This is a genomic window from Veillonella sp. HPA0037 (genome assembly GCF_000411535.1).
Lineage (GTDB): Bacteria > Bacillota > Negativicutes > Veillonellales > Veillonellaceae > Veillonella > Veillonella atypica.
Genome location: NZ_KE150483.1, coordinates 44,588 through 57,875, shown reverse-complemented (window position 1 = coordinate 57,875; position 13,288 = coordinate 44,588). Strand labels below are relative to the sequence as shown.

General features: G+C 38.1%; 13 protein-coding genes. All 13 read right to left on the bottom strand.

Going from position 1 to position 13,288, the window contains the following annotated elements; all coding sequences use genetic code 11:
- Positions 1–3 precede the first annotated feature (3 nt).
- The 13 genes from HMPREF1477_RS00255 to scfA all read right to left on the bottom strand — a co-directional run bounded on the left by HMPREF1477_RS00255 (position 4) and on the right by scfA (position 13,249).
- On the bottom strand, positions 4–1,110 hold the full coding sequence (locus tag HMPREF1477_RS00255; protein WP_016475417.1) for a thiolase family protein: 1,107 nt from the start codon (positions 1,108–1,110) through the stop codon (positions 4–6).
- A gap of 58 nt (positions 1,111–1,168) precedes the next feature.
- Entirely contained in the window at positions 1,169–1,681 is a 513-nt protein-coding gene (locus HMPREF1477_RS00250) for a biotin transporter BioY (RefSeq protein WP_005380793.1), read from the bottom strand.
- A gap of 24 nt (positions 1,682–1,705) precedes the next feature.
- Positions 1,706–2,248 (bottom strand): hypothetical protein, encoded by a 543-nt coding sequence (locus tag HMPREF1477_RS00245; protein ID WP_016475416.1) that lies wholly within the window; start codon positions 2,246–2,248, stop codon positions 1,706–1,708.
- Positions 2,249–2,426: 178 nt separating this feature from the next.
- The gene (gene galU / locus HMPREF1477_RS00240; protein ID WP_005380854.1) at positions 2,427–3,287 is read right to left on the bottom strand and encodes a UTP--glucose-1-phosphate uridylyltransferase GalU; all 861 of its coding nucleotides are present in this window, start codon (positions 3,285–3,287) and stop codon (positions 2,427–2,429) included.
- A gap of 11 nt (positions 3,288–3,298) precedes the next feature.
- Entirely contained in the window at positions 3,299–4,849 is a 1,551-nt protein-coding gene (locus HMPREF1477_RS00235) for an LptA/OstA family protein (RefSeq protein WP_016475415.1), read from the bottom strand.
- Between the two features lie 15 nt (positions 4,850–4,864).
- A complete protein-coding gene (locus tag HMPREF1477_RS00230; RefSeq protein WP_016475414.1) occupies positions 4,865–5,995 on the bottom strand; it encodes a hypothetical protein in 1,131 nt (376 codons plus the stop codon).
- Positions 5,996–6,109: 114 nt separating this feature from the next.
- Entirely contained in the window at positions 6,110–6,556 is a 447-nt protein-coding gene (locus HMPREF1477_RS00225; protein ID WP_005376809.1) for a hypothetical protein, read from the bottom strand.
- A 185-nt stretch (positions 6,557–6,741) separates the two neighbouring features.
- The gene (gene hypE, locus HMPREF1477_RS00220) at positions 6,742–7,749 is read right to left on the bottom strand and encodes a hydrogenase expression/formation protein HypE (RefSeq protein ID WP_016475413.1); all 1,008 of its coding nucleotides are present in this window, start codon (positions 7,747–7,749) and stop codon (positions 6,742–6,744) included.
- Entirely contained in the window at positions 7,749–8,867 is a 1,119-nt protein-coding gene (gene hypD, locus HMPREF1477_RS00215) for a hydrogenase formation protein HypD (protein WP_016475412.1), read from the bottom strand. The genes hypE and hypD overlap by 1 nt, the downstream gene beginning before the upstream one ends.
- On the bottom strand, positions 8,827–9,078 hold the full coding sequence (locus HMPREF1477_RS00210; RefSeq protein ID WP_005376745.1) for a HypC/HybG/HupF family hydrogenase formation chaperone: 252 nt from the start codon (positions 9,076–9,078) through the stop codon (positions 8,827–8,829). Before HMPREF1477_RS00210 ends, hypD begins: the two co-directional genes overlap by 41 nt.
- Before the next feature lie 114 nt (positions 9,079–9,192).
- Positions 9,193–11,490, bottom strand: coding sequence for a carbamoyltransferase HypF (hypF, locus tag HMPREF1477_RS00205; protein ID WP_016475411.1), 2,298 nt, complete (start codon positions 11,488–11,490; stop codon positions 9,193–9,195).
- A gap of 38 nt (positions 11,491–11,528) precedes the next feature.
- Complete coding sequence (scfB, locus tag HMPREF1477_RS00200) at positions 11,529–12,938, bottom strand: thioether cross-link-forming SCIFF peptide maturase (RefSeq protein ID WP_016475410.1); 1,410 nt, start codon at positions 12,936–12,938, stop codon at positions 11,529–11,531.
- A 167-nt stretch (positions 12,939–13,105) separates the two neighbouring features.
- Positions 13,106–13,249 (bottom strand): six-cysteine ranthipeptide SCIFF, encoded by a 144-nt coding sequence (gene scfA / locus HMPREF1477_RS09500; RefSeq protein ID WP_004693318.1) that lies wholly within the window; start codon positions 13,247–13,249, stop codon positions 13,106–13,108.
- Positions 13,250–13,288 lie beyond the last annotated feature (39 nt).

The following is a 13,288-nucleotide window of genomic DNA, read 5'->3' as shown; positions in this document are numbered from 1 at the left end:
TATCTATATACGTTCAATAATCATAGCGGTTCCTGTACCGCCGGCGCCAGCAATAGCACATAGTCCATAGTGACCATTACAGTACTCTAAAGCTGCCATGCAATGTATCAAAAGCATAGCACCAGAACAACCATACGGATGCCCATAGGCTAGTGCACCACCAAGCATATTATATCTATCAACAAGATTCGGATATTCTCGTCCAAATAAAGCAGAAATGACAGCGAACGCTTCATTCCATTCAAATACATCAATTGCTGTTGGTGAAAGACCGGTAACATCTAATATTTTCTTTGTACTTAACAAAGCACCTTCTGGACTATATAGAGGCTCTCCCGCCCAAGGCATAGCATGCACAATCCTAAATGGTCCTTCTTGACTGCTCAATGTAACAAAGGCTGCACCATCATGAGTAAGGCATGCATTCCCAGCAGTTGTGATAGAATTAGGTCCTAATAAGGGCTTCATACGATTTAACAGTTTTTCATTCATAGATGGTCGTATCGATTCATCAATGCAGCGCTTTCCATCTATTTCAATGTCCAGTATATATGGTGAAAGTATTCCTTGTTCGCGAGCATGTTGTGCACATTGATGGCTCCTAATAATGAAAGGATTTAACTCCTCTACACCTACACAATGTTTTATCATGGTACGTTCAGCCCCTTCTAACATTGCTAAAGGCGATATTTCCTTTGGTGCAAATTGTGCCACCATATAATCACCACAGCGATCATCATGGTCTGCATATGTCCTTAGCGGTTGTAAAGATGAGCTTTCAATACCACCAGCAATGACTGTATCCATCATTCCTGATGCAATATGAGCATAGGCCATCTCAACGCTCATCATACCTGATGCGCATTGCATGTCTACTGTAACTGCTGGTATCGTATTAGGTAAATGACTATAAAGCCCCATCAATCTAGCAATATTCCCACCAGTACCAACTGCATTGCCACAAAAAATGGCATCCAACGAAGATTCTTTTTTTGAGTCAAATAGCTGATTTAATACCTTGGCGCCAAGTAATTCAGGGCGCATTGATTTATATTGTCCGTTAACGACACCAATGGGGGTGCGTAATCCATTATGAATGAAAACAGGCATAGCATTACTCCATATAAATAAGGAGGTGTACTAATAACACCTCCTACACATATCATCATTATATTTTAATTTTTGTAGCTAACCAAGAGGCAACTAAACATTTAACAATGTCACCAGGAATATATGGAAGCATCACAATAGGTAGAGATGCCCAGAATGGAGTACCTGTGACAATCATAAATCCAGCGACACCAAAAATATATACTACAGGGATTGTGATGGCTATAGAACGCCAGCTATAGGATAAGAAACTTCTAGATTTACCTTTACAGATACTTAACAATGTATACGCTACGGGCCAAGAGAAAATAAAACCGCCAGTAGGTCCGAGTAATTTACCCAATCCAGATGTACCGCCTACAAAGACTGGCAATCCTACGGTTCCAAGTAGTACATACACGATAAATACAATTAATGTATCTTTAGGGGATAGTAATAGACCCGTCAAAGTAGCAACTAATGTTAATGCTGTCACCATAGCAGGGCTAAATGGCAATGGAAATGAAATCCATGCTGATACACACAAAAGAGCTGTTAATAAAGCCATTTTTGTTAAACGTCTTGCTTCCATAATATACCTCATTCACATAAAATCTTAATTCGTTCTATGCTCATCATAGAGACGAGCCTTAAAAAGAATCATATCATCTAACGCGCCAACTAAGACATTACCTTCACGTTGGCTTTCAATAGAAACACAATCATTAGCAAGCATAGGAGATAAAAAACGAATAGACATGCCTACCTTTGTGTTACTATTTATCATATGCATCCAAAGATACTCAAGTATAAGTAACCCTGGCACAATATAAGGAACTTCACGATGAATACGATTGCGATCATTTACATCCTCTACAAATTGTATAATTTCATCCTTTGTAAATGTAATACGTTTAAGTGAATCATCAACTTTAGGAGTCTCACGAATTTGTAAAGGTCTTGTTAATTGTAATAAATTAACCCATAACGTACCACTTGTATTGGACATACAAACGGATATATGATTGCCTTTATACTCTACACCATGAAACACAATTTCATCTGTGCCTTGCGTATCAAAATAAGCCTTCGTAATAACGCAATTAGTAGGTAAATTTAACGTTTCTTCATCCGTTAAAAGAGCTAATAGATCTCGCATATTACTCCTTATAATTTAATCAGTATAATAATAGTTTTATACCATTACTATTAAATTATAATCAACGGAAACACTATAGTCAACCTAGTATGATATACGAGTTAACAACAAAAGCCACCATTGATAATCAATGGTGGCCTCAATTTTATATTTAAATACAAAGAATATATAAGCTATTTTATAACTTCAATCCTTTTAAATATTCCTTAAATGCTGCCCCTAATTCTTCATTCCGAAGCGCATATTCCACGGTAGCTTTCAAATAGCCTAATTTATCACCCGTATCATAGCGAACACCTTCATAGGCTAAAGCGTAAGTATCTGTTTTGGATGCAGCTAATGCATCTGTTAGTTGTACTTCATTACCAACACCTGGTTTTGTATTCTCTAAGATATCAAAAATATCAGGCGTTAAAATATATCGACCAAGAACAGCTAAATTGGACGGTGCCTTATCAACACTTGGTTTTTCTACTAAGCCATGAACGCGATACAAGTTATCAGCTAATGGTTCGCCTGACACAATACCATAGGAGCTTACCTTTTCATTCGGTACAAATTGAGCACCTAATATGATACCTGGATGTTGTTCATAACAATCCATCAACTGTTGTAAGCATGGTTTTTCTGGATTATAAACAATGTCATCACCTAATAATACAGCAAATGGCTCATCACCAATAAACGCTTTAGCACATAATACGGCATCACCTAAACCACGCGGTGATTTTTGACGAATAAAATGAATTTTAATATCCGCCAAATCTTTTACCATGGCTAATTGTTTATTTTTACCTTGCTTTTGTAATAGCTCTTCTAGCTCGACACTGCTATCAAAATGGTCTTCTATGGCGCGTTTGCTACGACCTGTTATGATAAGAATTTCTTCGATACCAGAATCGAGTGCTTCTTTTACAATATATTGAATCGCCGGTGTATCAACAATAGGCAACATTTCCTTTGGTTGTGCTTTCGTAGCTGGCAAAAAACGTGTACCGAAACCAGCTGCTGGAATGACAGCCTTACGAATAGACTTCATGTGTATGCTCCTTAGAAATCTTTACCAACGAATTTGATTTTCCATTGGTTATTGTTATTTTTATGAGAATCTTTATATGTTAAATACATATCAAAGGAGTGCAAATCACGATGGTATGTGTAATAGATAGAATCCACATCGCCACTCATCATATTTTGTTTAACACTCACCGAAATATCATCGAGACGTGTCAATTTAAAGGAACCACCATAGATGAGCTCCTTAGGAAGCTCTGTACTATCAAAGCGATATGGCGAGTTGTTATAGCTAATATTGCGTTGATTATACGATACCCACGCATTAACTCTAGGTCCTACAGCTGTACGGAATTGAGCGCCCCAGTACGGCATGCTACGTATCGACTTATCATAGCCATAATAATCGCGTTGATAACCGCCGAAGAATCGCAAAGTACCATCTTTCCAAAGGTTGATAGGATCATGAGATACTTCTACCTTATAGTCCTTATGGACCCCCTTTACAGATCCTTCCTTCCAATAACCAATGCTTGTTTCACCACGTGCAGTAAATGGAGATTTACCAATATGGTATGTATGTGTATCAAGACGTAATTCGCCGATTTTTTCTACCCATACAGTTTCATCATTATATTCATTGGATACTTTACTATACCCGATGGATGCAGTTCCCCAAGGTAAGAAATAGCGATATCCAATTTGAGGCTTAAATCCGGCTTTTGAATACCATTTGTAATCAAAATACGCTTCACCAGATTTACCCAATGGAATTTCTGCATTACCACGCAATCCAATGCCATCATCACTATTATAAATAGGACGAGGCATAATAGAAAATGCACTTACTTTACCTTGTTTATCTCCACGTATAGATTTTGTATAAGATTTCAAGCTAAAAAGTTTAAAATTCTTGATGTAAAAACTTGGATGTTGAATTACTACCTTATCGCCAGGATAGATTTTAATGTCTTCACCTTCAATACGGTAATCAGGTGTATGCTTAAATGCCATCGCATGCTTAGACGTAATCATACCCTTCTCTATGGAACCAGTTTGTCCATCATAAGATAAGTTTTGACCCTTCACATAATATGGATCAGACCAGCCTTGTGTATGACCTGCATCAAAATGTTGATCGCTAGTACGATAGGTCATAACATCACCAGTAAGGTCTTTTGTTTTACCACCATCTTCCAAATAGCGATATGGTCCATCTGCAGTCCTATACTCTGTAGTCTTAGTATTACCAGTAATGCGATTAGCTAATAATGTGCGATTACCTTGAGTAACCACTACATTACCAAAAGCATTTACATCGCCAGTACTACCGGAATATGTCATCTTATCTGCATCTACACGAGTTGGTAACTTTTCTGTCGGTGCAGTAATCGGTGAAGCACCACGACGAACAACACGAATATTGCTGCGTTCAGGTGTCGAAGGTTGTTGCAGTTCACCTGGATAGGATTCAGATATACTATCTAAACTATCTTGATATGTAATTGAGTATGAAGCAGCCCACGCTGGCTGGGCTAAACAAAGCAAGCATGCTGCCACGAGCCATTGTACTCTTTGTTTCCTCATGGTTACTAAACTCCTCTATTGATTACGTTTTACTACGACGATTGGTTGTGAAACATTTTCTGCTGTATCATTTGTATCTTCTACTTCATCTGAATCAGCAGTATTTGTATCTTCTTCGTCAGTGTTCACAGTTGAATCATCTGCTTCATCCACAGTGCTATCTACGGAATCATCATTCGCAGTCGGTACTGTCACGGCTTCAGCTAATTCATCATCACTATGAGCTAACCCATCACCACCAATAACAAGACCTTGAATAGATACAGAGTCTTGAGGTTGAATAAATACAGTGGAGCCTACTGGGTAATCAATATTTTTACCCTTAATGAAAGCACCACCTACTAAGCCAACAGGGCCAAGTAGAACTGCACCAGCCACAGAGGCACCAGCTGCTTTAATTTCGCCCTTTGTTTTTTCCTTAGCCTCATTACCTTGTACAGCAGTAAATTCTGTACCATCAATAGCAGGAACAGATTCAAAAGTTATATCTAATGCACCATTACGTCCAAAAGAGCGCGCTTTTTTCAAGGATGTAATCGTTGCAGAACCTACAGTACCAGCTGGCACCAACAATACATTGCCATCCATTACATTTTCAGCAACAGTGAATTTAATTGTATCTCCTTCATGACTTGTTTTTGTGGATACCGCATCATTTAGTGTTACCTTGAACACGTGATCAGAAGATAGTGTTCCTACTTGATTTGTAAGAGTTACATTACTACCATATACCTTGGTTTTCAAACTAATAATACGTTTTTGTAATGAACCTGTTGAAATTCTACCATTCACACTACGTTCCATCTTTTCAACACGTTCTACCAAAGAACCATCATTAATGCTGTTTTGGTATGTATATTCAAGTGCATCCATTTCTTCACGCAATGAAATATTAGTACCACTACCTTCAACGGAATCATATAAAGAATCTACACGTTTACTCAATGTAGCAGTATTGCCAGAAAATCCGTTGCCGTATACAGTTTCATCCAATTGATTAATACGATCCACAACGGCACCATCTTGAGGTGCACCATATACAGTGCTTTCTAATACTTGTGTTTTTTCCGTTACTGTACCAGGAGCAGCAAATGCGGTACCTGTCAACAAAGATGCCATCAAAAGTGTAAGTACTTGCTTCTTCATATAATCCTCCACAACTTATCCTCTATGGGACATATACGTTAAACAGCACAATAAGCACGGGCCTAAGACCGTGCTTATTTTCTGAGTACTTCTAAGGAAGTATCTCAGTGGCCATTAAATTTTTAAATCAATAAGTGCAGATACACCTACACCTTGAACACGGGAAGCGCCCACTGGATTTGTACTATCTACTGGTACTAAACCTTTAACACGAACCATGCCATTAAAGCTACCTTCAACTTGAGCAACAGCCTTAACTTGTTCGATACTAGATGCAGGTCCTGTTACTTGAGCAGCACCAATATATCCTTTTGTACCAATACTAATGATAGGTACAACCTTTGTAGTATATTCAGTACTCAAATTATTTTGTTTTAGTAATTTATTTAAGAAAGAATCAATTTGTGGACCAAATTTACTAACTAGAATGCCAACGCCACCAATTTTAGCAGCACCACCAAGGATACTACTTAAGCCGCCAGCTTGAGTGGTTAAAATGCCACCAAATGCAGTTGTAGTTAAACAAATTCCTAGAACAGCGGTCATAATTTTCTTTTTCATGATAAGCCTCCTAATAGATACTTATATTTTAACAAATTCTATACATAGTTTCTAGTGAAAGTATAAATACTTACACTTAAAGATAGTAAAATTATATAAAAATACAATGAGTTTATTATGAATTTTATGCAATTTAATTTTTAGCTATGTTTTAACCGCAAATCATACAATTATAACCAGAAGACTTAACAGATTCGAGGCACTTGATCTTCACCCAATAAATCTACTAGACGAACACCGCCAATCGATGTTTGTAGGCCTACTTTACCAATATTTTTATCCATGGTTACACCGATATGAGTCGCTTCACAGCCTTCTGGATAACTATGTAAAATATCTAGCACATCATTTGTTACAGACGGCTCTACAACGAAAATACATTTACCTTCATTTGCTAAGTATAAAGGATCGTAACCTAAAATATCACAAACGGAACGAACTTCATCATGAATGATAAACTTAGATTCCTCAACCTTTATCCCCACTTGACTTTGTTCGGCAATCTCTTTAAGAACAGTACCCACACCACCGCGCGTAGGATCACGCAATAGTGCAACCTGAGGCCCTACTGCATGTAAAACAGCATGAACCATATGGTTCAATGGAGCACAATCAGTCTTAACAGAGTCTGATAATTCTAGCCCAAATCGTTGTCCCATGACAGCTATAGAGTGATCACCAATAGATCCGGACAGAATAATATCCATATTAGGTTTTACGAAATTCGGACCTATATTTATGCCATCTGGAATCATACCAATGCCGGCTGTATTGATATAAATTTTATCAACTTCACCTTTTTTTACGACCTTCGTATCACCCGTCACAATTTGTACATTCGCAAGCTTTGCCATATCAGACATGGTGCTTAAAATTGTTTCTAATTCGTCGAAAGGAAGACCTTCTTCTAAAATCAAACCACAGCTAAGATATTGCGGAACAGCGCCATTCATAGCTAGGTCGTTAACTGTACCGCATACAGCTAATTTACCTATATTACCACCCGGGAAAAAAGTGGGCTGTACAACATACGAATCTGTTGTGAAAGCCATTCGCCCAGATGATACTGGAAATTGTGCCCCATCATGTAAGGGAGCTAACAAATCATTAGTAAAATATTTTAATATAAATCGTTCTGTCAATTCGTGGCTAAAACGGCCACCATTGCCATGAACTAAACGAACTCGTTCCATTAATCCTCCCAAGCTAATCCGCCACTAGAAAAGCCATACTTATACCATGCAGCACAACTACCTTCTACAGATACCATACAAGCACCTACTGCATGATCCGGTGTACAAGCTTTTCCAAAAAGCGGACATTCATTAGGTTTGATTAAACCTTGTAATACGCTCCCACATTGACAGCCTTTAGGATCAAGAGATGGTTTTTCTAACTGTATAGGTAACACCTTTTCTGCATCTAGAAATGCGTAATCATCATTAAGCTGTAACCCAGAATTTGGAATTATACCAATACCACGCCATGCATCATCACAAACATCGTATATTTCATTCATCATACGCACAGCCACAGGATTGCCTTCCTTCATAACAACAGAGTGATAGGTATTACCTACTTCAAAATGACCACTTTTCCGTTGTTCTAAAATATTGACGATAGCAGATAATATTTCTACTCCATCAAACCCAGCGATACAGGATGGTATTTTATACTCATCCGGTAAAAATTGATATGGTTTTTCGCCAATGATAACACTGACATGCCCAGGCAAGATAAAGCCATCAATTTGTCCTACTTGTCGGTCTAATAAGGCGCGTAATGCGGGTGGAACCAATTTATGAGACACCAAGAATAATACATTTTTTACACCAGCCTGTGCTACAGCTTTCACAGTGGCACCGATGACAGCAATCGTCGTTTCAAACCCTATAGCTAAAAATACTATATATTTATCAGGATGTTTTTTACTTAGTTCCAACACTTCTAACGGCGTATAGATAACATGAATATGAGCACCCTGTGTTTGAGCTTCACTAAGACTACTATAACTACCTGGTACCTTTAGCATATCCCCAAAGGTTGCAATAATAACATCATCACGTTTAGCATACTCTAGAGCTTTATCCATATACACTTGGTCCGTTACACACACAGGACATCCAGGACCACTGACTAATTCTATTCCCGATGGCAATAATTGTCGTAACCCTTCTCTAAAAATAGAGACTGTATGTGTACCACAAACTTCCATAAGTCGCACCCGTTCGCCAGGTGTATGTAGTTCGCTAATACGGCGTAATAAAGCATCAGCTGTTTTCTGTTTTTCCTGCAAAGTAAGCTTCTTCAAGTTCTTCCAACTCCCGGAAGGCATCTAAGGTTGCCTTCGCTTCTTCTTCATCTACAATTTGAACTGCAAAACCGGCATGTACTAATAACCAGTCTCCCACCTTTGCATCTGGCACGAGAAGCAAACTACAATCGCGCGTTGCACCTGTTAATTCTACTGTGCCAATGGCTTCATTAATAGAAATTAACTGTGCTGGTACTGCTAAACACATACGCCCTCCTTTTGTAAATATACTTATACATCTATTTATAACTATTAATCCAAATATTTTGATTAATTTAATTGTATCACAAAACTAAGAACTCTTATGTAACCAATGATACGTTTATATATTTTTTTGATGAGCAATCCACAATTGTCCCAACGATAAACCACCATCATTACATGGTACTTTTTTATTAATATATAATGTGCCATGGTGCCATTTATGTTGTAAGGAGGCTAATAATCTGCGATTTTGAAAAACGCCACCACCGATACATACATCATCGATGCCATAGCGTTCACACAAATCAGCTCCAACTTCACAAATAGCAATGGCCAGTGTTTTATGGAAGCTCGCCGCTAACGAGGATACACTTTCACCTTGAGAATAGCCATCCATAATCTGTTGAACTGCAGGCACGAGATCTAATACTTGCCCATCATAGTTAAAATCTAACAATCGACCTTCTTCATTTGCACATGCAGATTCTAATGCTATGGCGATCTGTGCATCAAAAGAATGTTCATTTCCTAAGCCCAACAAACAACCAATTACATCAAATAATCTACCTGCACTAGATGTCATCATCATCGACATGTCTGATTGCAATGCCTTATCTAGAATTTGCCAGCCTTTAGGCAATGTGGTTAACCATGTTTTGTATATATTAGGTAACTCTTCTCCATAATAATTCCGTAAGTACCATAAAGCTTGACGCCATGGTTCTTTTACCGCTTTTTCACCACCAGGCAAAGGCGCTACATGTATATGGGCAACACGCATATACTCTGCGCCATAACATAGCATAAATTCGCCGCCCCAAATCGTATCATCGTCACCATACCCAGTGCCATCAAAACAAATTCCAAGAACAGGATATTTTAAATCGTATTCAGCCATAACAGCTGCGATGTGACTATGATGATGTTGGACCTCTATAGCCGGAAGATTTAGCGTTTTACTTAATTGTCGACCATAATTAGAAGAGAAAAATGATGGATGCTTATCCATGACAATTGCTTTCGGCTTCACATCAAACAGCTGTTCATATCGTTCGATGGTCCACTCAAAAGTGTTATGAGTTGATTCACTTGCTAAATCACCTATATGAGGTCCTAGCAATACTTCCTGCTTTTTATTAATCGCAAATGTATTCTTTAAATCACTACCCATGGCGAGTATCGGTAGATCTGTAATCGACTCACAATGAATCGGTTCAGGAATATACCCGCGACTTCGACGAATTAAAATAGGTGTATCTTCCACCACTGATACAATCGAATCATCTACAGGTGCATAAATTTGACGATTATGTGTCAAAAAATAATCTGCTATAGTCTGCAATTCTAAAAAAGCTTTTTCATCATCATATATAACGGAATCACCGCTCGCATTACCACTTGTCATAACCCATTTCGCATCATGCGGTACTAACACATGATGGATAGGTGCATACGGTAACATAACACCAATTAAATGATTATTAGGGGCTACTAACTCACTTATAGACGCATGAAAATTATCATTTTTCTCTAATAAAACAATAGGCCTTGCCATAGCGCTTAATGCATCTAAGTCTCCATCGCTAACGACGGCAAAGTCTTCTACGATATCAATGGAACCTGCCATAATAGCAAACGGCTTATCCTTGCGATGCTTTCGCTCCCGTAATGTTTGTACTGCTTTATCATTAGTAGCATCACAAACCAAGTGATATCCACCAATTCCCTTTAATGCAATAATCGCACCATTTGATATCATTTCTATAGCAGTTTCAAAACACTCATCAACGATACAGAGATTACCATTCTTATCTAATAGTTGGTAGCTCGGTCCGCATTGTTCACAAGCATTTGGTTCCGCATGATACCTACGACCATTCACATCAACGTATTCCTCATGGCAAGCTTCACACATGGTGAAATCAGACATGGTAGTTCGTTCTCGATCATAGGGCATGGATTTAATAATGGAATATCGAGGTCCACAATTGGTACAGTTGATAAAAGGATAATCATACCTCCTACCAGATTCCTTCATTTCAGCCAAACAATCATCACAAGGTGATGTATCGGCACTAATAAACGTGTTGACAGTACCATCCACAGGAGACTGAGCGATAACAAATTCCTTATCATCATCATTTACAGAAGGATCGATCTTTGTAATGCTCACATGTGTGATACGGCATAATCGCGGTTGTTCTTCCTGAATCGTATCAACAAATAATTGCAATGTATCTATGTCGGATTGGGCCTCTACATATACACCGGAACTATCATTATATACAAATCCACTAATCCCTAATTGATGGGCCCACATAGAAACAAGGGGTCGAAATCCGACCCCTTGTACAATACCTGTAAATCGAATCCCCCAACGTTCAATAGTTTGTTTTTTATCCAATCTAGTGTCCATAGCGGCTCCTATTACAAAATATATCTTATTTAAAATGTCTATCCTAATGCTATAGGAATACTACCATCGATGCCGGCTTGTTCGAGTTCAGCTTGAATCATGATAGCACATTCAATTCGTTTCTTTTGTAGACGACAGCCAAACTCATAAGGCGTTTGTAAATCTCCACCCAATGTAATGTTATTGGCATGACAGCCACCAGAGCAGAAGAATTTAGCCCAACATTCTGCACAGGTAGGTTTTGTAAACACATGTGTGTTACGGAAATCCTTTGGAATTTCAGTATTTTTTAAACCTTCATATACATTACCAAGTATATAACCATCTTTGCCTACAAATTGGTGACATGGATAAATATCTCCATTTGGCACGACAGCCATATATTCATGACCAGCCCCACAGCCACGCAAACGTTTTGCCATACAAGGTCCACGGTACAAGTCCATACGGAAGTGGAAGAAATTAAATTTCTCACCCCACCCGTCCTTTTGACGTTGCAAATATATATCTGCTAATTTTTCATATTCTTTCTCAAGCATTGGCCAATCTTCTTCGCGAAGTACATAATCGCCTTCTTCACCAACTACAGGCTCCATAGATAAGTGTTCAAAGCCTAAATCAGACATAGCCAATACATCTTTAGTAAAATCAAGATTCTTATGCGTATATGTACCGCGTACATAATATTCTAAACCATGACGTTGCTTTACAGCATTTACAAGATTTTTAGCAATATACTCATAAGAGTTAGCTCCACTGCCAGCGACTGGGCGCATAGCATTATGCACATCTTCTCGGCCATCTAGAGACAAGACCAAGCTCATTTTATGTTCGTTTACATAATCGATTTTCTCTTGAGACAATAACATACCATTAGTAGTCAACGTCAATTTAAAGATTTTATTATATTTTGGCGCCTCTTGCTCAATATATTCTACAGTTTGTTTCACCACGTCCCAATTAAGAAGGGGCTCACCACCGAAGAAATCGATTTCGCAATGTTGACGAGTGCCACTCATTTTAATGAGAAAATCAACAGCACGTTTAGCTACATCAAAGCTCATCAATTCGCGTTTTACACCGCCGTAATCGCCTTGACTTGCAAAGCAATATTTACATGCTAAATTACAGTCATGGGCAATATTAAGACACAATGCTTTAACGATTGGTTTTTCCCCAACTACGAGCTTGAATTCGGTGCTCATAGGAGCAAAGAGTTGTTCTGCAGCGATGAGCTCATCTAATTCATCCATGATTTCATTTAATTCTACAGGATCCTGAGAGCTATCTAACGCTGCATGGACTGCATCACGATTGGTGCCGTCATATATATCTAATACTTTATCAATGAGTTCATCAATAACGTGAATGATACCGCTATTTACATCTAAACAATAGTAGTTATCTTTCATCCGAAACTTATGGATCATTGGTTTTAATTCTAACATGGTACCTCCAAATTATGTGTATGTGAAAGCACTAAACTATATAGAACTTTCTAGATAATTGTACCACATTTTTTGTCTATCGTGCTGAAAGTCTTCATAAATATATACCATAAATAGTATGTATATATTACATACATAAAAAAAGAGAGCCATCGGCTCTCTTTTTATTATTTTTGTTTGCAAACTTGGTTGCCTACTGTACAGCTTGTTTTGCAAGCGGATTGGCAAGAAGTTTGGCATTCACCACAACCGCCAGTTTTAGCAGTTTTTTGTAAAGATTCAGTGTTGATTGTACGAATACGTTTAGCCATGATTATCCTCCTCAATACTTATTGTATTACTGTTATTTT

Bases quoted from the DNA above. Each gene is read 5' to 3' on its own strand.
- galU (WP_005380854.1), bottom strand. From the start codon at position 3,287: ATGAAGTCTATTCGTAAGGCTGTCATTCCAGCAGCTGGTTTCGGTACA.
- scfA (WP_004693318.1), bottom strand. From the start codon at position 13,249: ATGGCTAAACGTATTCGTACAATCAACACTGAATCTTTACAAAAAACT.
- HMPREF1477_RS00250 (WP_005380793.1), bottom strand. From the start codon at position 1,681: ATGGAAGCAAGACGTTTAACAAAAATGGCTTTATTAACAGCTCTTTTG.
- hypF (WP_016475411.1), bottom strand. From the start codon at position 11,490: ATGGACACTAGATTGGATAAAAAACAAACTATTGAACGTTGGGGGATT.
- HMPREF1477_RS00235 (WP_016475415.1), bottom strand. From the start codon at position 4,849: ATGAGGAAACAAAGAGTACAATGGCTCGTGGCAGCATGCTTGCTTTGT.
- HMPREF1477_RS00210 (WP_005376745.1), bottom strand. From the start codon at position 9,078: ATGTGTTTAGCAGTACCAGCACAGTTAATTTCTATTAATGAAGCCATT.
- HMPREF1477_RS00255 (WP_016475417.1), bottom strand. From the start codon at position 1,110: ATGCCTGTTTTCATTCATAATGGATTACGCACCCCCATTGGTGTCGTT.
- hypE (WP_016475413.1), bottom strand. From the start codon at position 7,749: ATGGAACGAGTTCGTTTAGTTCATGGCAATGGTGGCCGTTTTAGCCAC.
- HMPREF1477_RS00230 (WP_016475414.1), bottom strand. From the start codon at position 5,995: ATGAAGAAGCAAGTACTTACACTTTTGATGGCATCTTTGTTGACAGGT.
- HMPREF1477_RS00225 (WP_005376809.1), bottom strand. From the start codon at position 6,556: ATGAAAAAGAAAATTATGACCGCTGTTCTAGGAATTTGTTTAACTACA.
- scfB (WP_016475410.1), bottom strand. From the start codon at position 12,938: ATGTTAGAATTAAAACCAATGATCCATAAGTTTCGGATGAAAGATAAC.
- HMPREF1477_RS00245 (WP_016475416.1), bottom strand. From the start codon at position 2,248: ATGCGAGATCTATTAGCTCTTTTAACGGATGAAGAAACGTTAAATTTA.